We start from the raw sequence: 25,950 nt of genomic DNA on the forward strand, positions 1-25,950 counted from the left end.
GGAATTCCAAGAACGAGCGTCACATGACGGATACGAATGAAGACTTGTTCGACCATCGGATGTACGTGCTAGAGAATGAAAATGTCAATTCGCTCCAAGGCAGTTGGATGGAAAGAGGGCAGGTTCGTACCGAATGGGAAAGCTTTGCCCTCGATGCCACCTCATGACGCAAGTCGCTAACAGCGGTTCTCTCGACAGATGAGAGCATCTCAATATATGGTCCAGGTCATAATTCCTTCATGGTGTCAGAGAGGAAGACGCAGAGACGCTATTTGTGTTTCACGCAAGAACGTACAAGAACATCATAGGAGATCCGTTGTACGATCCGAATCGCCATACACTTGTGACAGCGCTTTTGTGGACGGCTGATGGCAGATCCGATTTCCGCAGCTATGTTGAAGCACTTGCACGTTCTTTACCATGAACGAGTGTTTCAACAAGGTTGGTTGATAGATTTGAGTTCGTTTATCCAACTTGCCAAAGAGAGACAATAAGAACATCGAAGGCACCTCTGTGTGCCTTCGATTTCGCTCTAACCGCATCATAAGGGCAGGATAGTTTAACAAATAAGTCGAAGAGTTGAGTGGGACTAACCTTGCTTAAAGAGGAAAGAGATAACGTTAAATTATAAAAATGTTGTTTACGAAATGCTTAGGCTAATGCTGATATTAAATACTTTATACATAAAAGAGCTCAAAGAAATATGGAAAGAAGAGGACGAGGTTCAGTCACACGTTGAATGTCCAAGGACAAGAACTTGTACCGATTGCCGGAATGAACAAGAACATAGTCCGATTAACGATTAGATGTACGTCTTAAGATTGATCACAAAAACAAAGATCACGTACGGAGGAGCTTTGATAAAGAAGAATAGTCCCACAGTTCAGTGAGGATTATTTTCATATGTCAGATAACTAGAACCCATGAGACTGCCCTGTCTCCTTGCGCCGCCAATTTATAAATACCAAAGACAAAGCAATTAATGTAAGGATCATCCCAACCACTCGAAATCCTTCGAAGCTGAAGTTATCTCCCATTACAGTGCTAATCAGTATAGAAGAGAGAATGGTTCCCAGGTATCTTGAGGTATTAAATATTCCAGATGCTACACCTATCATTTCTTTTGGTGAACTTTTGAATAAGGCAGATTGCATAGCGACACTGTTCAACCCGTTGCTAACACCGAATGCAGCTAAAGCCAGACACACACTGATAACTGGTGAAGTCTGATCAAGTGTTACAATCCACACGGACCCAAATGTCATAAGTATTCCGGACATCAGCAATGCTGGCCCGGGACCTGATTTATCGATCCATCGTCCTGCCATTGGAGAAGTAACGAGTGAGCACAAGCCTAAGCTTAGCATGAGCATCCCTGTATGGAACTCGCTGACATGACGAACAATTTGCAAGTAGGACGGAAGCCCAAAAAAGAGAGAATAAAAAAGCAAGTTAACGATCAAAAATTCGACATTGACCCAAGTCATTGCAGGATATTTAACGAATGTGCGTAAAGGAATAAAGGGTGCCTTCGCTTTTAACTCATTTCGCACGAAAGCTCCCAGTGCAACGAAGCCAATCAGCCCCACAATAACGTTGCTTAATGTAATTTGACCAGACGTTTTTGTGGACAATAATCCAACGAGCAGAGCAACCAGACCCACGGTGAATAGGAGAACTCCTGGCGCATCAATCAGATCAGACCATTTACGAAAGGACATGTTTCGAGCAACGGATGTCGTAGACGGAATATCTTTAGGAATATGCCTCCAAGCTAATAAAAAACTTGTCATTACGAACGGAATATTAATCAAAAAGATAGCAGGCCAGCCCCACCAGTGAATGATGACTCCGCCAATAAAGGGACCGATCGCTGCTGCTCCGGATAGGAATATGCTCAAATATGACAGTGCAGTCGCTTGTTTTTCCGTAATATGAATTCGCACAATGGCCATTCCAACCGCAACCATCATGCTTGTTCCGATGGATTGCACAATGCGGAACACGATGAGCCACCCAAAGTTTGGGGATAGTGGAGCTAATAATGATGCAATGAAGGATACAACAAGTCCCGTAAGAAATATCCTCCTCCGACCGAATAAATCGCTAGCTTTTCCCATGATAGGTTGAGCGATAGCGCTCGCAATGTAGAAAGAAAAAATAATCCAAGATACCACGGTAAAATCGAGTTGGAACTCATTTTGCAGCCTTGGAATTGCAACTGAAACCATTGAAGAATTTAAGGGGTTCAATAGAATTCCTAGTCCAACGGAGATCATCAACCACTTATTGCGATTGCGAAAACTCACTTCAATCCCCCCGATCTGTATGTTAGTGTCATCATCGTACTTGAAATCATTTATTTATTCCAATGCATTTTATGTTATGATTTCATTGACTCAAAGGAATGAATGGAGGGTGTAGTATGGAACTTCTTCAACTGAAATATTTTCTCGAAGTAGCTCGTGTGGAGCATATGACCGAAGCGGCACGAAGTCTGCATGTCACTCAATCATCACTAAGCAAAACAATTGGGCGTTTGGAAGAAGATTTGGGAGTCCCGTTATTCGATCGAATAGGGAGGAACCTGCGATTGAATGAGTTTGGAAAGAGATTCTATTGCCGTGCAGAAAGAGCGTTGTTTGAATTGGAACAGGGGAAGCAGGAGATTCGTGATTTATCCAGCCCAGAACATGACATACTCGAATTGGCAGTGACCACCGCAAGCACATTGCCTCAGATCCTTCGGGAGTTTCGGAACAAGCGACCCGATATCCAATTTCATGTGCAGATGCTCACCACGCAGGAAATGGTTACGCTTCTTCATAGAGGAGAGGTTGATTTTTGCTTGTCCTCACCTCCTGTAAGGGGGGAAGACATTGAATGCCAAATCATGTTCATCGACCCGATTCTTGTAGCTGTTCCCAAAGGGCATCGGCTTGCTGACCGAAACAGTATATCATTGACTGAGCTAAGTGATGAATGTTTTGTTGGTGTAAAAAGAGGCTACGGTACTCGTGATCTGGTGGATTCTATATGCAAATCGGTTGGATTTATACCTACTTATGTATATGAAGGTGATGAACCCGCAAGGCTAAATTCTCTTGTAGAAGCGGGAATAGGCATAGCCTTTATACCAAGTACGGCAAGATATTCTTGTGAACATATCAAATATCTCAAAGTAGAGAACCACGAGTTGGTAAGGGAGATCGCTTTGTTATGGCACAGGAGCCGGTACATTTCGCGGGCTGCTCTCGAATTCCGTAAGGTAGTTGTAGAATATTTCGGGACGTTATACAAACAGACAATTTAATTATCGACAACTAATATCTTCTCAAATCGGGAAAAGTTAATGAATAAAAGCAGGTGAAAAGCCTGAACAGATTTTGCTGTCAGGCTACTAGTATGCTGTCGAGAGACAAGCACATATTCCCATTGAAGTCGCTATTTTAGCAGGCAGTTAATATTGTTCCAACTCCAATGGGGCCACTGAAGACTAAGGCAACCAACAAAAAAGCAAGGTATACAAGCGTCCTTGCGAAAGAAAGTTTCATTTTCATCAAATCTCGAATTATCAACGTTAAACGGCCGACAGGAATTGGAGCAAAGTTCGTGTGTAAATACATTGAAGTGCCTAGCCCGATAACAACTAGGCCGAATACATAAGTTTGTACCCCAATACAGCGAATTTTATGTTGCATATTCAATAAAGTTAAGCTAACATCAATATATCTCTAATATGTTGCATTTACAACAAAAAAACAATGATAACCTTTAATTAATTAGGAGTGTAATTACATGACAATACAAATCATACAGGCTAATCTTGAAGATATACAAAAACTCCAAGGATTGAGTATTCAGACATTCAATGATACTTTTAGAGATCAAAATACCCCTGAGAATATGAAAGCCTATTTGGAGAAGGCTTTTAATCTTCTGCAGTTAAAGCAGGAATTGACTAACGACTTGTCAAAGTTCATTTTTGTAGAATTTGAGGGGGAGCTTGCAGGTTATATGAAAATAAACTTGGATGATGCTCAATCCGAAGATATGGGAAATGATTCTCTTGAGATCGAAAGAATTTATGTACAACGCCAATTTCAAAAACATGGTCTTGGAAAATACATGTTGAACGAAGCTATTAAAATTGCGAGAGAAGAACTTAAAACAAAAATCTGGCTTGGCGTATGGGAAAAAAACAAAAATGCTATCGAATTCTATAAAAAAATGGGATTCGTGCAAACTGGAGCACATACTTTCTCCATGGGTGATGAAGAACAGACGGATTTGGTCATGCTGAAAGACTTAATTTAAGAAAGATTAGAATAGTTCCCACAAGTCCAACTATTAAACCTGCTGAGTTCTACAAAAAAAATTTTCTTGATTTACCTACTAATCGCCGGTTTTGAGCGTTTAATCTTAATTGAAGTCTAAAGGGATAGGTCATTATTGGACCCATAACTTTAGGCTTTTTTACTTCTTTTCCAAAAAAAGTATCATAAATCGGTATGATATGCTAAGATATGATTCATTGAGTTCCAAAAATTAAAATTGGAGGGATTTTTATGAAATTTAGAAAGAGAATATTAGGAGTACTTACTGCTGCACTATGTATGGTCACATTAGGCAGCTCTCTAACAGTTAATGCGGCAGGAAAAGAAGAAGCTTCTGTACGTTCAGTACTAGAGAGGTATGAGGCAGCTGCAAAGAAAAATGATGTGGACAGTATGGTTCAATATTCATTTGATCTTAGTTGGCCCAACGAAGAACAATTCAAAAGAAATTTGACGAGTCTGGACGAGGAAGTTTATAAGTTTGAAACAACTGCCCTTGAAAAGGTAGAAACTGACCTTTATAAAGCAACCGTGCTAGCCGAGACCGAAGGTATGGAAGAAACTCAAATGGAAGTACCTGTACTAAACCTAAATGGGAAATGGAAAGTCATAGTTGGGCAGGATCTTGAAGAAACACAAAATTTGAGTGCACGTTCAACAGACCTTGCAAGTTTAACCTTTGAATCTGCTGATTTTTATAAAGATTACTTCAGCAATGCTGCATCCAAAAATAATTCAGCTCAGATTCAAGCTTTATCGGGAAGTGTTGATTATTATTCATTCTCTTTCTCATATGTTAATAGTATTTATACCGATGTATGGACTAATACTAACTCCGCTCCAACAATAAAAGGGTATCAAGAACCTGATGGCGGTCACGGCAATTGGATTGATATTGACTATCAACTTAGAAAGAAAACCACTTTCAGCTCTAGCGCTTTATCACCAGATGCAACAGTTAAGTTTACAGGTGCATACAGGAAGTCCGGAACATGGTACGAAAAGCAATGGTACGGCATTCCTACTGATACAAAACTTCTTATGAGAATATCCAACAATGATAATTCGTACCTCGTAACAGGCGCTGGAAACGTTTATAACTAATTTGATAACGGGGATTCCCCCCTTAGAAAGCAGGTCCGGCAGTTTTCGGACCTGCTCTTATGTTCGTTTCATACTACCTTACTCCTCTCCACACAACTCAAAATCACCGCTCTCAGTCGTACTCCCTGCTATGCTACCATAATCTCGCCTGTTTCTCCTTATTAGGGAAGGGATAACATTTTGTTGTTTTATACGCTTAGCATTAGCGGACACGTTCTCGAACCATTCTCGACTACTTTAGCGGACGTAACAACCCAGCTTTCAACCTCGTGATGACCGCTAATGATGCTTAGCGGTAATTTGCTTAGAGTAGAAAAATCCGCTTTCTATGCATCTTAACGTTCTTATCGTATATTTTCGGTAAAATCTTGGCTGAACCCCTTGAATGTGGTGCCGAACAACCGTCATGATACTGCGGTAAGAACTAACGGAATGGCACGATGAAAGGTGAGAGCTAGACTTGAATCAAGCATTGAAGCTAAAATGGCACAGTATTTACGGACAGATCTTGTTTGAACGAAAACTTCATGAAGCATGGCTACAGGTTAAGGCAAATAAAGGAGCAGGCGGGATAGAAGGCGAGACCCTTGTGAGCTACGAGAAGAAGCTGGACTGGATACACATCAATGAGAATGCTGACAACTCCACCGGAGCTGCAATCGATCAGAGCTACAATCATTTAGGTCACTTTGCGTTAACTGGCTTACTTATGCCGCTCTTGAAAAAGACAGAAGGATCAAGAATTGTCGTGCTATCCAGTTTAGGCCATACGATGGGGAAAACTCGATTTTGAAGATTTGAACTGGGAAGCGAGAAAATATGATACACAGAAAGCTTACGGTGATAGTAAAATAGCGAATCTTTACTTCACGTATGAACTTGCAAGAAGGCTCAAAAGAGAAGGGGATCATCCTAGAATTACGGCTGCACATCCGGGTTGGACAGCTACAGACTTACAGAGAAACTCGGCTTTTATGAGCGGAATGAATAGGTTTTTTGCACAGCGTGTGCATATGGGGGTTTTACCTACCCTTCGAGCTGCTTTTGATGAAGAGGCTAAACCCGGAGATTTTTTTGGACCATCCAAATTGATGAATATGAGAAGGTATCCCGTTGCACATTCATCGAACAAGCTATCCTATGATGAAACCATTGCCAGAGAATTATGGCAACGTTCAGAGGAAATGACGGGAATTAAATTCTAAAAACAAAAGGGTGGCGCTTCTAGGCGGTGTGTTTGTTACCGGCAGCATTAGTGGCGTTGAAGGACTTGATTTCTTAGGGATCCCTAATACAGCTGTAGACAGACTATGGGAGTTCAGTTTTGTCGAGGGACAAGAACATGTTTCCATTGAAGTCGCTATTTTAGCGGCTTTTTTATTATATCGGTACAAGTTCTTGTCCCAAGCTGAGGACAAGATAATCGTGTCATTGCAGATTAGATTATTAGCCAAATGTTACCAATACTAAACGCTACTTTGGTAAGATAAGGCTCAAGTTGTTCTCTGTGGGCATAAACTCTGTTCCATTATGTGTAAATGTCGAGTAGAATATTGAATCTGTTTCATTAAACTAACAGACTGGTTAGCGTTACCTTAATTCTAACTATAGGCGATGATTTATATTTTTTGTGTTAGTTAATGAACCCCACAAGCAGACCCATACTCAAATGATTATATTCAACTTTAAAGCTGCGCCAGTAATGGTTGAACCAATCAGGATACCCATAACTAAACCTTTTAATTTGTTCTTCATCTTTAATATACTCCCCCTAAGTATGTAATTGCTTCTCATGGTAGGTTATACCTTATAGTAATGAAATTCAATTGAAACAATTTATTGTTTTATATCGGAACATTTGTTCTGGACATATAAAGTCCAAGTTTAAATGTTACTATATTATCATCAAATAAAACCAAATGGATCTTATGATGAACAAAAAAAGTACTATCCAATATACAATCAATACTTAAACAACTTGGCTTACCCTCTAAGATCTTAAAGTGATTAAATGTAAAAATTAAAACTAATGGTGATATAATCCCACAAAACTATTTTAAAGGTAATTTTAGGGAAGAAAAATTAGGAATTTAGGCGTATAATTAACAAAGGACCAAATACCTATATAAAAGAAATAAACATAATAACTGAAAAAATGAATAAGCAAACTTAGGAGAGAAATATGGACTTCGTTGAAGATGAGAAAAAAGATAAGGGTGAAAAACAGGCTATACGTATATTAAAACTATATCAACATTTATTAGATAACACTTTTATCAAAAAACAGGAAGTTGCTGAGATATTCAATGTTAGTGAAAAAGCAGTACAAAGAGACTTAGAGATATTGAGGGATTTTTTATCTGAAACTAATGGTGAACAGGCAAGAATTGAGTACAAAAGTAGAAAGGGTTACTCGCTAATAAGTCAAATAAATAATCAGTTAACGCGTGAAGAAGCCATGCTTCTTACAAAAATTCTATTAGAAAGTCGAGCTTTTCCGAAAGCAGAAATGGAGCAATTAATTGAAAAGGTGATCAGTCAATGTAAAGTTGATGAACAAAAGCCAATTTTAGATGCTATACGTAATGAAATTTTCCTTTATCAACCGTTGACCCACAACAAACAGCTTTCTAAGTTACTCGGAGAAATAAACAATGCAATAACACAAAAAAGGTTGTTAACGATAGATTACATGCGAATTGGATCCGTTGAGCCAGTGACCAGAACATTGGAACCTTTAGGAATTCTTTTTTCTGAGTTCTACTTTTATCTAATCGCTAATATTAGCGGGGGAAATAAAGAGTATCCAGCTATATATCGACTGGATCGTATAGAAAAATATAGAGTTGAAAACAAACACTTCCGTATTGAGGAACACGCACGCTTTCAAGAAGGAGAGTTTCGTAAACAAGTTCAGTTTATGCAAATGGGTAGGTTGATGCATGTAAGATTCCGGTTTTGGGGTTCTTCTATTGAAGCTGTTAGAGATCGGTTTCCTAATGCTCTCATTAAGGAACAATCCGAGGACTCTTATCTTGTTGAAGCAAAAGTGTTTGGTAAAGGCATTAAGATGTGGTTAATGAGCCAAGCTGAATTCGTCGAAGTGCTTGCGCCAGAAGATCTGAGACAGGAGATGCAAGAGTCAATCAGAGCATTGAGCAACATTTACGGATTACATACGAAATAAATTTTGAATGTGATCGTTATAATTTCATTATGGAGTTGGTCAGTTGACTATACAAATAACGAAGAAATACTTAGACACGCATCCTATATCACAAACTAAGGCATCAATCAAACAAGCTTATATCACAGTTCTAGCAGATTCTCTTCAAAAACTAGGCTGCCAAGAAGAGGTTTGTTCCTATGTTTACAAGGCATACTGCGATGCTTTCTTACTTGAAGCTCCCGAGACGAAGACACATCGTGACTCTCTCGAACACTTGAAACAAATTGAGAGTAACGGTTACCATGATCTACTTTTGTTAGATTTGTTACTTTTGATTCAGCAATTTACTAGTTCAATGGTTCATAGTTCGTATTTTGTTACACTGGGAAGGAAAATGGGCTTTAACAATCTTCAGTACAATTCCATCCGGAAAATTGCAGCTCTACCAAACTCGAACCTGTATCCTAGTGTAGCGGTATTTGCCACGATGAGTGCTGGTAAATCAACTCTTTTAAATGCAATCATCGGTAAAAGAGTGTTCCCATCTGCGAACCGTGCTTGTACTGCAAAAATAGTAACATTACAAAATGAACCTCATTTAAATTGGATTATTAGTAGTAGTCAGACGAACCATAAGACCCTAAGTTCGTGGGAATTCATTTCAAACCAAGTTCAGCATTGGAATGAAGATCCTTCAGTATCTTCAATAACAATTCAAGGTAAAATGAATCATAATTTTTCCTTAGCAGAGAAACCGTTCCGACTCGTTGATACGCCCGGGGTTAATTATGCACGAGATGTCACACATGCACTAATTACTGAGGACTTTATGCGTGAAGGTCAATTTAAAGCTGTCATTGTAGTTCTTAATGCTTCGCTCCTAGCAACAAATGATGAAGCCACACTCTTAAAAAAGGTTATTAGAAGTACTAAAGACAATCCGGTCTTATTTGTTCTTAACAAGGCGGATCAACTTGATCCCGAGACAGGTGAGACAACCGCAACTCATATGAAATTGGCCATCGCTTTTCTCAAAGAGAATGGAGTAGAGAGACCTATCGTAATTCCTACTTCAGCTCGAGCTGCTTTACTAATTAAAGCCTCATTGCTAGGAACCAAGCTATCAAGAAAAGAGGAGAGAGATCTTGCCTTTTATACGGATTGGTTTGACCTGCAAGAAAATGATCTAACGAAGCATGCTATTGGAATATCAGCCAAGCGTCCAAAGAATAGCCTAGTAGCAAAATATATGACGTCTAATTCCAAACTTAACTCTGCGCTTGAGCGTACGGGAATTCTTCTTATTGAACACTGGATTGCTCAACATACTAAACGAAAAAAGGTGAAGATTAATTGATCTCTATACAACTGAAATATAACCCTTATACCATTGAAACAGATATCACTATTGATGGTGAGCCACTACCCATCATAAGTCAGTTATACAAATACAAAAGAGAACGACTACAGGTATGGTTGCATGAGCTTATCGATAAATTAACTGAAGAATTAAATGAGAACCGCCTTGATATCACTTTTCATGGCACACTCTTAGATTTTGAAGATCTTTCTGAGCTATGCGATCGTTATAACAACGCTAAAAAAGTAGAGATTCATCTAACTCATCATCCGGCAAGGGAAACAGTGGACAAGATTAGTGAACTTCGTCAGCTTGCAGAAGATATGTTGCATGGTCCCTTCGAGGAGTTTAAAACGGAAACCATTCGTCGTAACTTCGAGAAAGCACTCAGTTCAGATTTTGAAATCGCAGTCATTGCTACGATGAGCTCTGGCAAATCGACTTTAATCAATGCTTTATTAGGGCAAGAACTCATGCCATCTAAACATGCTGCGTGCACTGCAACGATCGCAAGTATTCGTAACAATCATGCTTTACGACAATTCACAGGAAGCTGCTACGACTTGGAGGGAAAAGAGCTGACCTCTGTCCGCGAAATTGATTTAAATACCATGCGGGAATATAACGATAACCCTGAGGTTGCAGAGATTAAAATCGAAGGACAAATTCCTCATATTTCCGACAAAAATATGAACCTAGTGTTACTGGATACCCCCGGACCAAACAATTCCCGGACAAGAGCTCACGAAGATCATACCAATCGTGTAATTAAAAATGAAGAAACGAAGCCAATGGTTCTTTACGTTCTAAATTCAACTGCACTTAGTACAACCGACGATAGTCACCTGTTATCGACAGTTGCAGAGCAGATGCGATCAGGAGGGAAGCAATCAAAGGACCGATTTATTTTCGCAGTAAACAAAATAGACGAGTTTGATCCAGAGATTGAAAATGTGCCAGAAACGTTAAATCATGTTCGTGAATATCTTCAGGAAAAAGGGATAGAGAATCCAAATATTTACCCTGTTTCTGCTGAGATGGGAAAACTGATTCGTATGTATCAAGCGGATGTTCCACTTAGTCGTAAGCAACAAAGGACATTACGAGATCACGAACACTTTATCGAAGAGTCTCAGCTACATCTTGTTAAGTATGCACCGCTTAGCCATTCTGCTAAGGAACGACTGCAAGATCGCATAAACATCGCTAGACAAGATGAGGACTCATTTGAAGAAGCATTAATACATTCCGGTATTCCTTCCATAGAAGAATCTATCAACATGTATTTGGACAAATATGCTGTCACTCAGAAAATCGCCACAGCTGTAAATTCCTTTAAGGATGTTGTTGAAGGTAAGAAAATGGAACAACAGCTCCAGTCTTCGATGGCTGCTAATGAAGAGTTACGTCAGAGCATTTATGAACAAATGATTCGGATTGAAGAAGCCTTAAACAATGGTCAAAAGGCAACATTGCTTAAAGACCGCCTTGAACAGAAGGAATATGATCATCGAAAAATAATTCGTCCTATCGAAGGTAAGATTGAGACTAAAATAGACGATTTTTGTAGCGTCTTTATTAATGAGGAGCGGGTCGAGGAAGATCGTGCAAGGATAATTGTCGAGAAATTTAGTGGACAGATCTCTTCCTTGCAGAGTGATATAAAAACTGATATTGAGCAAATTATTCTATCGACAATTCGGAATGATGCGAACGAAATGTTGGCTGAATACCGTTATTATGTAGAAGGACTTATTGAAGACAGTGGAAATACTATGGTGAATAACGAACTGCAAATATTCACTGCTATCATTCCTAATGCACAAGATATTGTCAACAAATTTAAGTACGATGAGGAAGTTGAAGATACTACATCCGGTGGAGTTTTAAGAAAGATATTTCGCTTTTTGAAATTAGCTAAACCAAAATATAAGACAGTACACTACGTGAATATCGATGATATTGCTAATCAGGTTGTTTACCCAGCCAAAATGGAACTTTTTAAAGCGATAGAGCATGCACATCAGTACCTTAAAGAAGAGGAAGAAAAATTAAAGCAATTTTTCTACGAAGAAGTGGATCGACTGGAGTCCGTTCTTGAGCTTAAAGTGGCAGAGATAAAAAAACTAGCCGAAAGTGGAGAAAGCATAGATCAAAAACTAGAAGAAGACCAAGAAAAGAAAATGTGGCTAGCACAATTTGTTAGACGTTTAGATCAATTACTAGAGTTATAAAAGAGGAGCGATTCAATTGCGGATATATCAAGGTCCATTAGCAGATGCATTAAGAGAGGGTCATGTCGATAAAGCAAGGGTAGCTTTAAGCACCTATCTATCTAAGAATCCAAATAATTCAGGTAACGAAGTGATGGATGCAGCGAACTATGCAGAAATGAATTTAAACAATTTATGGGAACAACATGATGGGGAAAATTTGATAGGTGATCGAGCGTCATGGACTACCGACTACCTCGGGTTACTCAAAAGCGACCTGCGTAGTAATTTCTCGAGGGAACGTTTTGAATTTATTATTGAAGTGGGCAAGGTCGTTCGTCCGCAAAGAGGAGCAGCTAGAGAAATGAGATCGCAGCCATCTGCGGTTCCCGTTTCGTCTCATTCACAAACACCTACTGAATTTGTTGGGGGAAAGTCGAACAAAATATGGCTGATAGCAGCGGGAATCGGGGGACTAGCAATATTAGCATTGCTAATAGCAAAAGTGGCAAAATGAGCTTAAAGAACAAACTAAAAGAATTGAAACAGAAAATAATTAAACCATCAAGACCTTATGTTTCGATCTCAAATTTTGATAGAAATAAAACAAACTCTAATAGCAGTACTGCAGCTTACCTAGAACAACGTAACAAAAACTCTAACCAAGGTCTTTAACAATCGGGAGCGTGATCATAATGAGTAATCCTAGTGAGTTGACTGAGCTAGATGGACGCGACTTTGAAGATTTGGAGCGCTCTATTAAACTTTCAGAAGATTTTGTGTATAAAAAATATCTCGATAAACTCAGTGACGCCAAGGTTGTACCTGTTCCTGATCGAATTAAAGAGATAGCAACTAGAAACCACATTCGTCTTCTAAAAATGAACAAACTGACGTTCGATCGATATGAGAATGTTATAGACAAATTATCTAGCGTTTATAATGCGCTAGGGAATACAGCTGACTCTTTAATAATGATAATGGATTCTGATGGTAAAAAAACCAATCTTTACCTAGGTACACGAACTATGGGGAACATACAAGTGGCCAAAGGTGCTTTAGAGAAAAGTTTTCAAAGTCATTTTCCAGGGAGCGAAATTGCAAACTTGAATAATCATGCGATTGAGGGCCTAATTCAGAATCTGTTTACTTCCGGAGTAACCGGGAGTGAACGTGTAATCTCCGCTGTATCGGGAATCCCATCTTTGAGAGAACGAGAAAATGAACGTTTTGTTCAAGGGATGGAAAAATTCATGGAGACCATGAAAGGTGAAACTTTTTCCGCCATTCTTATCGCTGATTCAGTTTCTCAATCGCAAATCGAACACATCAAGAACGGCTATGAGACGTTATATGCTCAACTTATGCCATTTGCTGCATGCGATCTTAACTTTGCAGCAAATGAAAGTCAGGCGGTGACTGACACAGTTACGCAGGGCTTTTCCGAAGCTGTAAGCCAAAGTGTAACACAGACACAAAGCCATACTCAAAGTACTAGTGAAACTGAAAGTCGATCTTCTTCCACATCCAAGAGCTCCAACTTTGGTTCATCAATTGTCCTATTAACGGGAGGGGTATCTAGAGGAACAAGCGAATCGGAAAGTAGTTCCAAATCTTTTAGTTCTTCAAGTAGTACTGGTGAATCCAATACCAATGGACGAGCTGAAACTCACTCGAGGCAAGAAGGCTCATCGAACATGTTACAAACTGGAAATTCTCGTTCGTTACAAATATCGTTTGAAAACAAAAAAGTAACACAACTTTTAAAATCAATTGATGCCCAGTTAGAACGTTTGCAGTCATCTGAAGATTTTGGATTGTGGAATTGCTCTGCTTATTTTATCTCGCCCGATGTTCAGACTTCACAAGTTGCAGCTAGTACATTTAAAGCTATTATGCGTGGTGATAACTCAGCGATAGAAACTTCTTATATTCACATGTGGGATAATGAACACCCTGAACAACTGAATACAGTCAGTCAGTACCTTCAAAAGCTTAGCCATCCTCTATTTGACCTTAGCGAAAATAGCAATCTGGACGTACCACATGTTTCAGCGGGCTCGCTGATCAGTGGTAGAGAGCTGGCTGTACAAATGGGTCTACCTCGTAAATCATTGAATGGGTTAACCGTTGTAGAGACTGCAGAATTCGGACGCAGTGTAATGACATATGATGACCGATCCAATGAAAGGATCAATATCGGTGATATTTTCCACATGGGACGTAAAGAAAATGAGACCGTACAGCTTGATTTAAACAGTTTGACTATGCATACGTTTGTAACGGGATCCACAGGGTCCGGGAAATCAAATACAGTTTACACCATTTTGGATGAATTATATAAGAAAAATATCCCTTTCCTTGTTATTGAACCAGCAAAAGGGGAATACAAAAGTGTCTTTGGTGGAAGACGGCGAGTTAAGGTTTTTGGCACGAATCCGAGCTATACCGAACTTCTTCGTATTAATCCCTTTCGTTTTCCAGAAGGTATTCATGTCCTTGAACATATTGATCGTTTAGTAGAAATCTTTAATGCTTGCTGGCCAATGTATGCAGCAATGCCAGCAATATTAAAGGATGCTATTGAACGGTCCTATGAACACACTGGATGGGATCTTGATATATCTGAATCATATGAAGAAATGAAACGCTATCCAACTTTTAGTGATCTGCTACGAATACTCCCGATAGTTATTTCGGAATCTGGGTTTTCAGAAGAACTTAAAAGTAACTATGTAGGCGCGCTTGTAACACGTATAAAATCTCTTACAAACGGTCTTATCGGTAGACTGGTCGGTGAAGATGAGATAGACAACCGCATCCTGTTCAATGAAAACTGCATTATTGACCTCAGTCGAATCGGTTCAATGGAAACGAAGTCCTTATTAATGGGTATTTTGTTTATCCGACTGCAAGAGCATCGACTCGTGAGTGCAAAAGGTGCTAATGCAACGCTTCAACATGTAACTGTGCTTGAAGAAGCTCACCATCTGCTTCGTAGGACTTCTTTTGAACAAAGTGCAGAAGGCAGTAACCTTCAGGGGAAAGCTGTTGAAATGCTTGCTAATGCGATATCTGAGATGCGAACCTACGGAGAAGGCTTCATCATTGCTGATCAATCACCTTCGCTTCTAGATGTCTCCGTTATAAGGAATACGAATACAAAGATAATTCTACGCCTCTCGGAAGGTAATGACAGATTTGATATCGGTCGTGCAGCCAGTTTGAATGAAAATCAAATGATGGAACTCCCTAAATTAAAAACGGGGGTCGCGGTGATATATCAAAACAACTGGTTAGAGCCGGTACTTTGCCATATCCATGGTTTTAAAGATTTTTCACCCTTGGAGCATAAGCCCAACTTGAACCCGAGAGAATCAGGAAACATATCCATCTTGCTTCAGTGGATGCTTTCAGAACGAGTACCACAATCTCAACGGAAAGTGTTTGAGAAAAGTGATCTGGAAGAACTTAAAAAACTTGTACATGGATCGGATAGAATTCAAGAAGAAGATCGACAATATATTTTAAAACAGATCGATGGAGAGATACTTAAAGACTACGTAGAATTATGGGATCAGGACAATTTTTCAAAGTTGTCTCGTTTGATTAATAACTTGCTGAATGGTAAGAAATTTATTCGATATGCTGCCGGCAGTGGACAGTTGACAGAATGGGAGCAGCGCTTTACTTCTGCATTACGTAAAACAGCTACTTCAGTGGGGATTGAGTATGAACAAGCAATTATCCAGAGTATACTGCACGACATGGCGAATGAAAATACACAATTTGAGGCATTGTATTTTCACTGGGTAGAGGAACAGGTAGGGAGGGCAAATATCGGATGATTGAATTTGCAAAGGTAGTTTCAGAATTCTCATCTGAGGTTGGGAAGGTAACATTAGATGTTCCTGAATTTTCTAGAGAAATAAATAATGAAAAAGTGACCAACTTCGAACAAGCTGACCGCCCTATATATAAACAAATCCAAGAAGTACAATCTGAACCTCAAGACGTTCGTGAGAAAACTCAAATCGATATTAACCGTGAACAGGGTGACCAGCGTGAAGCAGCTGTTTCAGAAGAACTTTCTCATCAGTATCCAGTTGAAGAAGGTTATCAAGTGCTTGCTGAACAATATTTGAGAGACAGTGACGGGCGGATTGTGAAGGATTTAGAGACTGGGGAAGCTCGTAGAGTAGATTTTGTTGTTCTAAAAGATGGGGAAGTCGTACAATCGATTGAAGTTACCTCAGAAACAGCCCCAAAAGACGCCCAATTAGCGAAAGAAGATCGTATTCGTGAACAAGGCGGTGAATGGATTAGACATCCTGAGACGCATGAATTGAATAGATATAAAGATGAAGTTAAAACAGAAGTGTGGAGGCGAGAATAATGGGAAATATAGTAGTTTATGATAAAGCTTCGTGGCATTTAGAAAGTGATTTGCCGACTGGTTTAGAACATCTTCGAGCGATCATGGACTGGCTTTATAAACAGAAATTACTCTCTGAAGACGGGATGGAAATTTTCGAACTGGGGGTCGACCAGGAATTCTCACTAACTTCAGAGATGGTTACTGAAGAAGGTAAAGATTTATTAGACTCATATTATACTAACTGGACGAAAGCAATAACTCCATCCCAAATCTCATTAGAAATACTTGACCGCGGGTTGAGATCAGTTAGAAAATAATCAAAGAGTCTGTATAACGAGGTATTACTGTGTTTCCGAATACGCTCAACGTAGGTTGAGCGTACAAATAATATAATATAAATACATTGAAATTGTGTCGAGGGACAAGAATATGGTCCCATTAAAGTCGCTATTTTAGCGGCTTTTTTGTTTTATCGGTAGAAGTTCTTGTCCCGAGCCAAGGACAAGAACTTCTACCGATTACCGAAATGGACAAGAACACCGTCCTATTGCCGATTAGGTGTATATCTAAGTAAAAAGTAAATTCAGGTAAGGCTTTATTGGCACAAATACACATTATACAATTGTCACCTCACGATGAAGCAACTGAGTTTCTGAGGGTAAACACGGGCTGCTAAGCATTACAAAAGTGAAATTTCGTAATAAAACTAGCCGTTGAGGGACAAGAACTTGTACCGATTGCCGAAATGGACACGAACTTGTTCCCATTTCCGATTAGACAGAGACCTAAATAATGAGTAGATACAACTTATAAAGACTAAAGTCTTATATACACGATGTATTCTAAGCGGAATGCTTTCCATTCACATCGTAGCTTCCTGGTTCAACTGACCTTAATTTATCTGTCATCATTCCAATACGTGGCATAAAAAACATTTAGAATTGCCCCGATGAAGCAGACAGCCAGTACAGTTCCTATACCTATAGGTCCGTTAAAAATGAATGCCATGAACAGGAGTACAACGTTAATCATTGTTCTCAAAAAATAGATTAGTTCTAGTTATTTTTTTAGTATGAGTGTTAACCGATCGACAGGAATGAGTGCAAAATTGGTCTGTAGATACATGGCCGTTCCTAATCCTGCAACTACTAAACTGCAGTCGAAACATAAAGATTTGAAAAACAATAGATCAGGTTCCACCCAAGTCTGTAAAAAAACAGCGAGAAATCAATACAAATGCCGGTTATAAGCGCAGTTACTAAGCCTAAGAATTCAGCTTTCTGTTTTTGTAACAACGAATTAAAGCAAATGATGATTAGAGCAATAATAATCTCCTGCCCCTACTGTTAAACCAACGTTTAAGGACAACCCGACTAAAAGAGCATCAAATGGGGATATTCCAAGATCTGATTGTATAGTTAACGCAATGCCGAGAGTTAGGATTAAGATATCTAGTACATAAATTATAAATTGATTTACACTAGATAGCTGTATCATTTTTCTGATAAGTCTTTTACTATTAAGTAATGCGGAATTCCATCTTCGATAAATATATCGGAGCAAGTTTGATAGCCCAGCTTGTGATAAAATCCCTCTGCATGTGTCTGTCCATGTAATTTAACTTTGAATAATCCCTTATTTTTTGCGATTTCCTCAAGTGTTGAAACAATTAATTTCCCGAGTCCATAACTACGATATGGTATTAAAATACTTATTCGATCTAACTTACCTATTCCATCTCGAATAATAATTCTGCCAGTTCCAGCAGTTGTTCATTGAAATAGACTAAGATGTGCTCACACTGTCCATCTAGTGAGTCAAATTCATCTTCCAGCGGCACACCTTGTTCCTTCACAAACTTCTCCTCTTATTTGAAAAGCTATGTTCAGCTCCTCCATGGAGTCTATCCTTTTTGACTTCATTACCTTTTATCTGCAAGTGAGAATTGTCGAGAGACAACAACTTGCACCGATTACCGAAACGGACAAAAACATTGTGTTTCCCTTTGTTACGCTTCGATTCTAAGCGATTAAGTTAACCACTTGATCACGAACAATAAATTAAATCACTTAGAAACGAAATGGAAATAGTTGTTGATTTTTCAAATAAAATCAGTTATATTATTTTTATTAGAGAAGATTATTTTGCCATGTCTTAATAATTTTCACCAGTAGTGTTTACATTTTTTTATGGTGTTGTCATATTGGCATCTGGAATTTTGTAAATGGTGGCATTCAAGAGATGCCGTATAAGTTATTTATTATAAGGCATAGTATATTTAATTTCATTGATATGATATGAGATGCCTTTTAAGTAACTTTAAAAGTGCATCTCTTTTTTGTTTGCCTCTAATAATGAAATTATATTAGGAGGAAACAGTAAATGGAGAAATTTAAAGTGTTAAATGATTATTTGAATTGTATTAATGTTGCAGTAGCAGGTGATTCAGGGGTAGGTAAATCTACGTTATTTAAGATTATCTCTGCAAAATTAAAGTTTATTGACACTACACCAGATAAAGGCGGTCAGAATACAGTAACACCAACCGTAACGATAATTGACCAAGATTTAGATGTTAACCGACTTATTATGACTATTTACTATAGTGATTTAATTGGTAGTCACGATGTTAAATCAAAACTATTGGAAGTGTTTACATTTGTTTTCAAGAAATTCGTAGAGAATGGAAATAAATCCACTTTACAACTTAGTGCAATAAAAAAGTACGTTGAGAGTGGAAGATTTACAGAAGACCTGATAACTTCTGTTAGTGGAGTTGTGCGGCTTACACAATTTAAAGATGATGAAAAGTTTATAGAACTATCAACAAAAAGCGGTTTGGAGTTGTTAAGTAGTGTTGATCCTACTGAACTAGATTCTCAACTGGCAAAATTAAACGGAGAAAAAGAAAAAATTAATGCTCAAATAAATTACGTAACTGGTAAGGTAAAAGACAAATGGAGCGAAGTTATTCAATTCAAAAATAGTATAATTCAAGAGTTTGTGTTTTATACTTACAATCGAGTAATAGATATGGTTGAATTTTTAGTGGGTAAGAGATTAGATAAATTGAAAGAATTACTTAAAGAGAGAGTGTATAACAATGTTGCACAAAGTCATGTTGAAGAATATTTGGAATCTATTGAGTTCATTTTAAGTGATTCCAACCATAGAAAAATAATTAATGAAATCCATTCTCCAAGAAATCCTTATAGTTTAATTTTGAAGAAAATTGTGAATATACAGGGTATGGATGATAAATTGTTAAATGCATTCAAGAAGCACAAAGGATTTGCTCAATGGATAAATAAGGGGTATAGAGTGAGGTTCAAATTAACGGATACTCCTGGTTTATCTCAGTTAAGTGGTTCTACTATGTATGAGCGTGAAATGTACTTAAAAGAGATAATTAATTTAGGTGTCGATGCCATTCTCTTATTAAAAAAACATAATGTATCGACGGATGACGATAAAACGTCATCCTCCCTTTTTTCATATCAAAACGAAACAGGTAGAGAAATAAGAGATAGAGATATACAATTGTACATTGGGATTAGTCAGAGTGATGAAATAATTACTAAAAGTGACGCTTCAGATATGGATGATTATATATTTGTTGATGTTATGAAGGATAATTTGGATGCTATTGAAAAAATAGAATCAGAAACAAAAAAATCATTTAAAGCCGAGAAAGTTTGTTGTATAACTACAAAACCAAAAAATGTGAGCATATATATTGATGAATTAATCAATAGAGGTGAACAAGAATTAGCGGGTAATTTTTCTAGTAGACTTAGTGAGGAAGCACTATATGAATATCTAGTCGATATATTATTTGAGATCCAACTAAGACGATTTTATAAAGATGGTGAAGGAAGAGTTAATCCTTTCTTTTATGTAGGAAAGGAAAATGCTTGGTCACTGCAGTTGAAATATAACGAACAAGAGTTAGTTGAACGAGTTGAAGCAATGCGTGAATTAGTAAAAATAAAATACATTCTAAATGAACACTTGTATTGGAGCACAGCAGAGGCGTTTATTAGATCACTTCGTACAGGGGTTAGATTTATATCAAAAGCAGTGGTAAATGGACGTATATCAATCTATGTTGATGGAGATATTGAAGGAACAAAACTTAACAATTTGTTATTTTCAGCGATTGAATTCCAAGGAAATAACATTGATCTTTCGCATCCATCTTCTTCTACATTCCTAGAGCAGCTAAAGCTCACTACAGACGATGTTACTGATCAAAATAAGGTTAATACTGCATTAACTAACTTCTTAGTTAATGAGTTTACCAAAGACAATAGAAAAAGATTATATAACGTCATGTATAATGTTAGGAGAGCGTTAAGTTATAGCTATCCTGTATTGAGAGAAAAGTTAGAAACCAAGTTACAAAATATCTATGGTTACAACAATATGGTTCATGCTGCGTTAAATGTTTACCAAGAATATTATAACAGTAATGAATTTATAGCACATTTAAAGGAAGTAATTCGTGATGAGTATACTAAGGAATTTAATAAAATGTTCTATCCAATAAACAAATAAATTTTTGAGAAAGAGCTGTAAAACCTAGTGAATGACTGAAATGCACCTATAAGATGGACACTATGAAAAAAGTCTATCTTATAGGGGATTTTGTTTATAATGAACGGATTGTAATATGAAGTGCGACAACTACTGGAAATAAATAAAAAATGGCCCATGGCCGGATTCGTGTAGAATGAAGGTTCCTACACCACATTCACATAAGGAGAATCCACCATGAGCTACACACATCTTAGCATAATCGAACGCAGCAAGCTAGAAATCCTACACCAGCAAGGCAAAAGCTTACGAGCCCTTGCAAAAGAACTGGGCAGACATCCATCAACGCTTTGTCGTGAATTGGAGAGAGTTGGTCCATCGCAACCCTATCATGCAGAACAAGCCCAGAACGCTTATCAGGAACGACGTAAGGTCTCCATTTCCAATGGGAAATGGTCCAGTAGACTAGCTGCTACATTTGGAGTAAAAGCTTGAGGCGACATGGTCTCCTGAACAAAGCAGCGAACGTTTCCGCGCCGATGGCCTGACTAGGGTTTCGTTTAAAACCATTTACCGCTGGCTCTACGAGAGACGATTGGTTCGTGGTGAATTACAGGTTCTTCGGCACAAAGGTAAACGTCGGAAACCTACAGAAACACGTGGGAAATTTGTCGTTGGCCGTACCATTTCAGATCGACCGAAAGAGGTTAGTTCTCGCCAAACGTTTGGGCACTGGGAAGTAGATACCGTCGTATCGGGTCGTGGGAAAAGTAAAGGATGCGTCGCCACACTCATTGAACGCAAGACACGTCTATACACCGCTATCCTCATGCCAGATCGCACAGCATTGTCCATGGAAATCGCGCCATTCACAGTACCCTAAAGGCACATTCCTTACAGCTACGGCTGACCGAGGTAAGGAGTTTGCATGTTATACCAACGTGGAAAACACCCATCAGCTGGCACGTTTAATTTGCCGATCCGTATTCTTCCTGGCACCGTGGCTCCATTGGAAATGGGAACGGATTATTGCGAGAATTCCACCCCAAGGGTACCGATTTCGCTCAAGTAGACGATGAAGATCTGGCCCGTTCACTCGATCTAATCAATCACAGACCATGTAAATGTTTAGGCTGGAGAACCGCTCACGAATCTTTCGCAGAGGAACTGTCGCACTTGGCTTGACAATCCATCATACATAAAGCACACATGGAGACAAAAATGGCAACGACTATGGTCGTCTACTCTTTTTGCCTCCATGTGTGCAAAGAAGGGGGGGCCATTGATCTGTAATTGTATTAAATAAATTAGTTTTTATTGCTGGCGTTAATAGATATCACAAGGAAGTACTATTGAAATGAATATCCATCTAACTGAGGATGACAAGAGTAATCAAAACTAAATGAGCTATACAGATTACTTAATGTTGGATAAGTTAAACAGTTTCAGCGGTCAAAAAGCTCTGCTGCAGTACGAGGGCAGTCGAATGAGGGCCTTTATTCCATTCGTTTTGAACATATGTGGTATACCGGTATTCAGATGATGAACAAAGGTACACCCCAACCCTTAAAACTAGGGAATGAGCAATCCTATGTCTGTGTTCGTAATCTGCAGGAGATGCACGAGCTTGGTAAAATATTTAATTTTAAGTTTAGTTCTACATTTAAAAGTAATTCACTGGAGCCATTAAAATTACAAGAGGGTATCTCTACCTTCAGTTTATTAGACTGTGATGAGGATGATACTGAGTAAGCAAACAATCTAAGCTTGGATTCCATTGAAGAACACCTGGATCTCCCACCTAAAGAAATGGCCAAACGGTTGATTGGTTTGAAGGTTAAATTAAACATTAGGTTTTCATCGCAGGATTGGGTGAAAGAGGTTGTCAGTATACCCTTTATGATTCAGGAGGTTGCTGACATATATAAGACAATGACACTGATAGGTAGTCATAGACTGGAACTGCAACTCAATAGCTTTGAACAGTTTCAAGTTCATAAAGGCTATCTATTTATAAAAATGAGTGAAAACAAGGAATCTAATCATCAGATTTTAATATCTAATCTGACTTATGATACGAGAAGCATTCGTTATTGAGTACTCAGTATGTTCAAGGTATCATCGACCATATACTACACACGTATATGGCTATTTTTATGGGCTGGTCCGGAAGGTATCAGATGCATCAAAAGAAAGCCGGATTTCAAGAAATGCGGCCACACACAGGAGGTCTTTATGTGATAAATTGAACTATATTTTTTAGTGGGTGGTATTGCGAGTTTTGCTGTGGCATCTCGGGTTAAAGAAAAATATTCGGAGGATAATATCAAACTGTACTTCACCGATACACTTTGGGAAAGCGAAGTTGTCTATCAATTCAACCGAGAGGTTTCTGATAAATCGGAACTCTCCTTGGTCACTCATTCCATTAGGCTAAATCCAATCCAGCTTATGTTTGAACAAAATAGTATCCTAAGGCCTTTGGGAACAGTAGGACAACAACCTAAGCCGCTAAACACCGATGTCAGAATAGTTATCCCGGATAGCCATAGCCCTGAAAGCCGGGGGGAGAAGACACGGCTCAAGGCACTCTATGTTCACAACTGTTGCAATTATGTGATTCTGTAATTTTATAAGCCCTGGAGAAGTCACAAGTAACCGAACATGAATTAGGTGCATTAGCTGGAATGATAAGATAATATAGTGACATGTATTAAAACATCATTATTTCAATTTTATGCTTAGGGGAGGAATATATCTTGATTTTTGTCGATAGAGCACAATTGGACACTCCGGCCTGGTTTATGTCCGAGCAAGCAATAACCTTAAAATCTGAAATTATCGACTTTTATTCTAATAGTTCGACTGAATTATTAGAACAGCGTAGTCTAATGGAAAAGAAAAATTTCAGTAAAGTTTTCAATCAGATTTTTATAAAAAACTCTCAAATCAAACATGAATTAACACAGCTGTTTAACAATAAATGTGCCTTTTGTGAATCAATCAATCCAGTATCCATCGATCATTTTCGTCCCAAATCTACTTATGATTGGTTAATCTTTGAATGGGAGAATTTGGTAATTAGTTGTCGTGACTGTAATAAGGCGCAAAGTAATCATTTTCCCGTAAACGGAAAACGCGGTCAAGTACTGAGTTCAATACAAGAGCTACGAAAAGTAGAAAATTACTTATTAATTGACCCTTGCTATGATCTTCCAGAGGATCATATTACTTTTAATTACGATGGGGAAATTTTATCATTGACAGAGAAGGGTGAATACACTATCCGTATGTTTGAATTAAATCGCCCTTCCTTAATACGCAATAGAAAAATGAGAATACATGAGACTGAATACTTAATACATAATGTGGAGAATAATTTCTCAATAAATCCTACTCAAGATTCGTTTAACGTACTATTATCTACGGTTAATAAAATTATTAATTCTCCTGCTGAGCCCTTTCAAGGTTGTTTGAGAGCCGTATTTAAAGACGAGCTTTATAAATTAAGAAGAAAAATTACAAATGAAGAAACACATAACTTTTCTGAGAAAAGAAGTATTGGTAAACATGTGAATCATTTTACAAAAACCCGTAAAATATCCTCCATAAAAATCGAAAATGTACTTGATATGGAAAACTGTGAAATTCGGTTAAATGAAGCTGAAGGATCGGATTGGCTTATGATTTTGGGAGAAAACGGAACCGGAAAAAGCACGCTTCTAAAACTAATAGCTATCAATCTGGCTGGTGAAGGAAACAGAGGGTTCCTGATGGAGGGTATGTTATCTCCAAGAGAGTTATTGAAGCCCGGATTTAGGTCAGGCTATATTGAAATTGTGTTTACTGGCGAACCTGAACTTAAGCGGAAATTAATTTTTAACTTAGACGATACATGGGATGGCTCAGCGAAACCCCCCTTTAATGGGAATGTTCTTAGTTATGGAGCTGTCCGTATCGTAATGAATGAACGTCACTCAGAAGACATCATAAAAAATCAATTCAATCCATATTCATCCCTTTACGATATGAATATGTGGCTTGTTGAGAAGTACAAAGCAGATAGAGAAACATACTCTGCTGCTGTTCGTTGTATCCGAGCTATGTTACCCTTAGAAGCTACAATTGCTCAAAACTTTTTGTTAGAACCCGATGGAAATCGACTCGTTTTCCGGAATCTCCATCATAAACAAGGTAAGATTCCATTGGACTCATTAAGCTCGGGCTATAAAAATGTTTTCTCTCTTGTATGTGATATATTCCGAAAATTAGACGAAAAAAATGAAGGATCATTAGAAGGAATTGTACTTCTTGATGAGATCGATGTTCATCTTCATCCCCGCTGGAAGATGAGAATTGTTGGACAGATTAAAGAGTTATTTCCTTTAGTTCAGTTTATCACCACGTCTCACGATCCGTTATGCTTACGCGGGCTAAATAAGAAAGAAATTGTTGTCTTAAATCGAATTGGTAGCACTGTCAGAGTTCACTCTGACAATTTACCTAATCCTGAAGGGCTTCGAGCTGATCAGTTGCTTACTTCAGAGTTTTTTGGTTTGAATAGCACGCTAGATCCCGAGACGGAATCTATCTTTACAGAGTATTACAGCCTACTAGCAAAACGAGAACGTGGATCTGAGGACACGAAGCGTATCGAAGAGTTTAAAGAAATACTTAAGCAATGGAGATATATGGGGAATAATCGTCGTGAGCAGTTGATGTATGATGCAATAGATATGTTTTTAGCTGAGGAGCGAATATTATCCACTTCTGAGATACGACAACAAGCGCAAGATAATAATCTTATGGATAAACTGCGAGACATTTGGAATAACAAAAAGTAGGTGAACCCT

General features: G+C 38.3%; 20 protein-coding genes and 3 pseudogenes. 19 read left to right on the forward strand and 4 right to left on the reverse strand.

Features of this window, described 5'->3' with window-relative positions; translation table 11 throughout:
* Positions 1-23: 23 nt before the first annotated feature.
* Positions 24-167: a hypothetical protein gene (locus tag AC1VYS_RS15385; RefSeq protein ID WP_482934378.1), complete on the forward strand. Its 144-nt coding sequence runs from the start codon at positions 24-26 to the stop codon at positions 165-167.
* Positions 168-274: 107 nt separating this feature from the next.
* Positions 275-424: a hypothetical protein gene (locus tag AC1VYS_RS15390; protein WP_482934379.1), complete on the forward strand. Its 150-nt coding sequence runs from the start codon at positions 275-277 to the stop codon at positions 422-424.
* A 490-nt stretch (positions 425-914) separates the two neighbouring features.
* Here AC1VYS_RS15390 and AC1VYS_RS15395 read toward each other — a convergent pair whose 3' ends face one another.
* Positions 915-2,279 (reverse strand): MFS transporter, encoded by a 1,365-nt coding sequence (locus AC1VYS_RS15395; RefSeq protein WP_482915010.1) that lies wholly within the window; start codon positions 2,277-2,279, stop codon positions 915-917.
* A gap of 146 nt (positions 2,280-2,425) precedes the next feature.
* Here AC1VYS_RS15395 and AC1VYS_RS15400 point away from each other — a divergent pair, with 146 nt between their 5' ends.
* Entirely contained in the window at positions 2,426-3,313 is an 888-nt protein-coding gene (locus AC1VYS_RS15400; protein ID WP_482910431.1) for a LysR family transcriptional regulator, read from the forward strand.
* A 136-nt stretch (positions 3,314-3,449) separates the two neighbouring features.
* Here AC1VYS_RS15400 and AC1VYS_RS15405 read toward each other — a convergent pair whose 3' ends face one another.
* Positions 3,450-3,728 carry a DUF6198 family protein gene (locus AC1VYS_RS15405; RefSeq protein WP_482915011.1) on the reverse strand — a complete coding sequence of 93 codons (279 nt, stop codon included), beginning with the start codon at positions 3,726-3,728 and terminating at the stop codon, positions 3,450-3,452.
* A gap of 70 nt (positions 3,729-3,798) precedes the next feature.
* On the opposite strand from AC1VYS_RS15405, the gene paiA reads away from it, so the two are divergent.
* The 11 genes from paiA to AC1VYS_RS15460 all read left to right on the forward strand — a co-directional run bounded on the left by paiA (position 3,799) and on the right by AC1VYS_RS15460 (position 16,878).
* On the forward strand, positions 3,799-4,317 hold the full coding sequence (gene paiA, locus AC1VYS_RS15410) for a spermidine/spermine N(1)-acetyltransferase (protein ID WP_482910432.1): 519 nt from the start codon (positions 3,799-3,801) through the stop codon (positions 4,315-4,317).
* A gap of 251 nt (positions 4,318-4,568) precedes the next feature.
* Positions 4,569-5,441, forward strand: a complete 873-nt coding sequence (locus AC1VYS_RS15415) for a hypothetical protein (RefSeq protein ID WP_482910433.1) — start codon at positions 4,569-4,571, stop codon at positions 5,439-5,441.
* Between the two features lie 460 nt (positions 5,442-5,901).
* A complete protein-coding gene (locus AC1VYS_RS15420; RefSeq protein ID WP_482910434.1) occupies positions 5,902-6,234 on the forward strand; it encodes a hypothetical protein in 333 nt (110 codons plus the stop codon).
* 4 nt (positions 6,235-6,238) lie between these two features.
* Positions 6,239-6,646, forward strand: coding sequence for an SDR family NAD(P)-dependent oxidoreductase (locus AC1VYS_RS15425; RefSeq protein ID WP_482910435.1), 408 nt, complete (start codon positions 6,239-6,241; stop codon positions 6,644-6,646).
* Positions 6,647-7,623: 977 nt separating this feature from the next.
* Positions 7,624-8,628, forward strand: a complete 1,005-nt coding sequence (locus AC1VYS_RS15430) for a helix-turn-helix transcriptional regulator (protein ID WP_482910436.1) — start codon at positions 7,624-7,626, stop codon at positions 8,626-8,628.
* Positions 8,629-8,671: 43 nt separating this feature from the next.
* Positions 8,672-9,967, forward strand: coding sequence for a dynamin family protein (locus AC1VYS_RS15435; protein WP_482910437.1), 1,296 nt, complete (start codon positions 8,672-8,674; stop codon positions 9,965-9,967).
* Complete coding sequence (locus tag AC1VYS_RS15440) at positions 9,964-12,204, forward strand: dynamin family protein (protein WP_482910438.1); 2,241 nt, start codon at positions 9,964-9,966, stop codon at positions 12,202-12,204. Before AC1VYS_RS15435 ends, AC1VYS_RS15440 begins: the two co-directional genes overlap by 4 nt.
* Before the next feature lie 16 nt (positions 12,205-12,220).
* Positions 12,221-12,700, forward strand: a complete 480-nt coding sequence (locus tag AC1VYS_RS15445) for a hypothetical protein (protein ID WP_482910439.1) — start codon at positions 12,221-12,223, stop codon at positions 12,698-12,700.
* A gap of 178 nt (positions 12,701-12,878) precedes the next feature.
* Positions 12,879-16,031: an ATP-binding protein gene (locus AC1VYS_RS15450; RefSeq protein WP_482910440.1), complete on the forward strand. Its 3,153-nt coding sequence runs from the start codon at positions 12,879-12,881 to the stop codon at positions 16,029-16,031.
* The gene (locus AC1VYS_RS15455; protein ID WP_482910441.1) at positions 16,028-16,579 is read left to right on the forward strand and encodes a hypothetical protein; all 552 of its coding nucleotides are present in this window, start codon (positions 16,028-16,030) and stop codon (positions 16,577-16,579) included. The genes AC1VYS_RS15450 and AC1VYS_RS15455 overlap by 4 nt, the downstream gene beginning before the upstream one ends.
* Positions 16,579-16,878 carry a hypothetical protein gene (locus tag AC1VYS_RS15460; RefSeq protein ID WP_482910442.1) on the forward strand — a complete coding sequence of 100 codons (300 nt, stop codon included), beginning with the start codon at positions 16,579-16,581 and terminating at the stop codon, positions 16,876-16,878. Before AC1VYS_RS15455 ends, AC1VYS_RS15460 begins: the two co-directional genes overlap by 1 nt.
* Positions 16,879-17,458: 580 nt before the next feature.
* Here the strand turns inward: AC1VYS_RS15460 and AC1VYS_RS15465 are convergent.
* Positions 17,459-18,058: pseudogene (locus AC1VYS_RS15465) on the reverse strand (YczE/YyaS/YitT family protein).
* Positions 18,055-18,483 (reverse strand): annotated as a pseudogene (locus AC1VYS_RS15470) (GNAT family N-acetyltransferase). The pseudogenes AC1VYS_RS15465 and AC1VYS_RS15470 overlap by 4 nt, the downstream one beginning before the upstream one ends.
* Before the next feature lie 460 nt (positions 18,484-18,943).
* Between AC1VYS_RS15470 and AC1VYS_RS15475 the strand changes: the two are divergent.
* The 5 genes and pseudogenes from AC1VYS_RS15475 to AC1VYS_RS15495 all read left to right on the forward strand — a co-directional run bounded on the left by AC1VYS_RS15475 (position 18,944) and on the right by AC1VYS_RS15495 (position 25,941).
* Positions 18,944-21,118, forward strand: coding sequence for a hypothetical protein (locus tag AC1VYS_RS15475; protein ID WP_482910443.1), 2,175 nt, complete (start codon positions 18,944-18,946; stop codon positions 21,116-21,118).
* A 216-nt stretch (positions 21,119-21,334) separates the two neighbouring features.
* A pseudogene (locus AC1VYS_RS15480) lies at positions 21,335-22,282 on the forward strand (IS30 family transposase).
* 333 nt (positions 22,283-22,615) lie between these two features.
* On the forward strand, positions 22,616-22,849 hold the full coding sequence (locus tag AC1VYS_RS15485) for a hypothetical protein (protein ID WP_482934380.1): 234 nt from the start codon (positions 22,616-22,618) through the stop codon (positions 22,847-22,849).
* A 15-nt stretch (positions 22,850-22,864) separates the two neighbouring features.
* On the forward strand, positions 22,865-23,194 hold the full coding sequence (locus tag AC1VYS_RS15490) for a hypothetical protein (RefSeq protein WP_482910444.1): 330 nt from the start codon (positions 22,865-22,867) through the stop codon (positions 23,192-23,194).
* Between the two features lie 662 nt (positions 23,195-23,856).
* A complete protein-coding gene (locus AC1VYS_RS15495) occupies positions 23,857-25,941 on the forward strand; it encodes a retron system putative HNH endonuclease (protein WP_482910445.1) in 2,085 nt (694 codons plus the stop codon).
* Positions 25,942-25,950 lie beyond the last annotated feature (9 nt).

Source organism: Paenibacillus sp. G34, assembly GCF_056856875.1.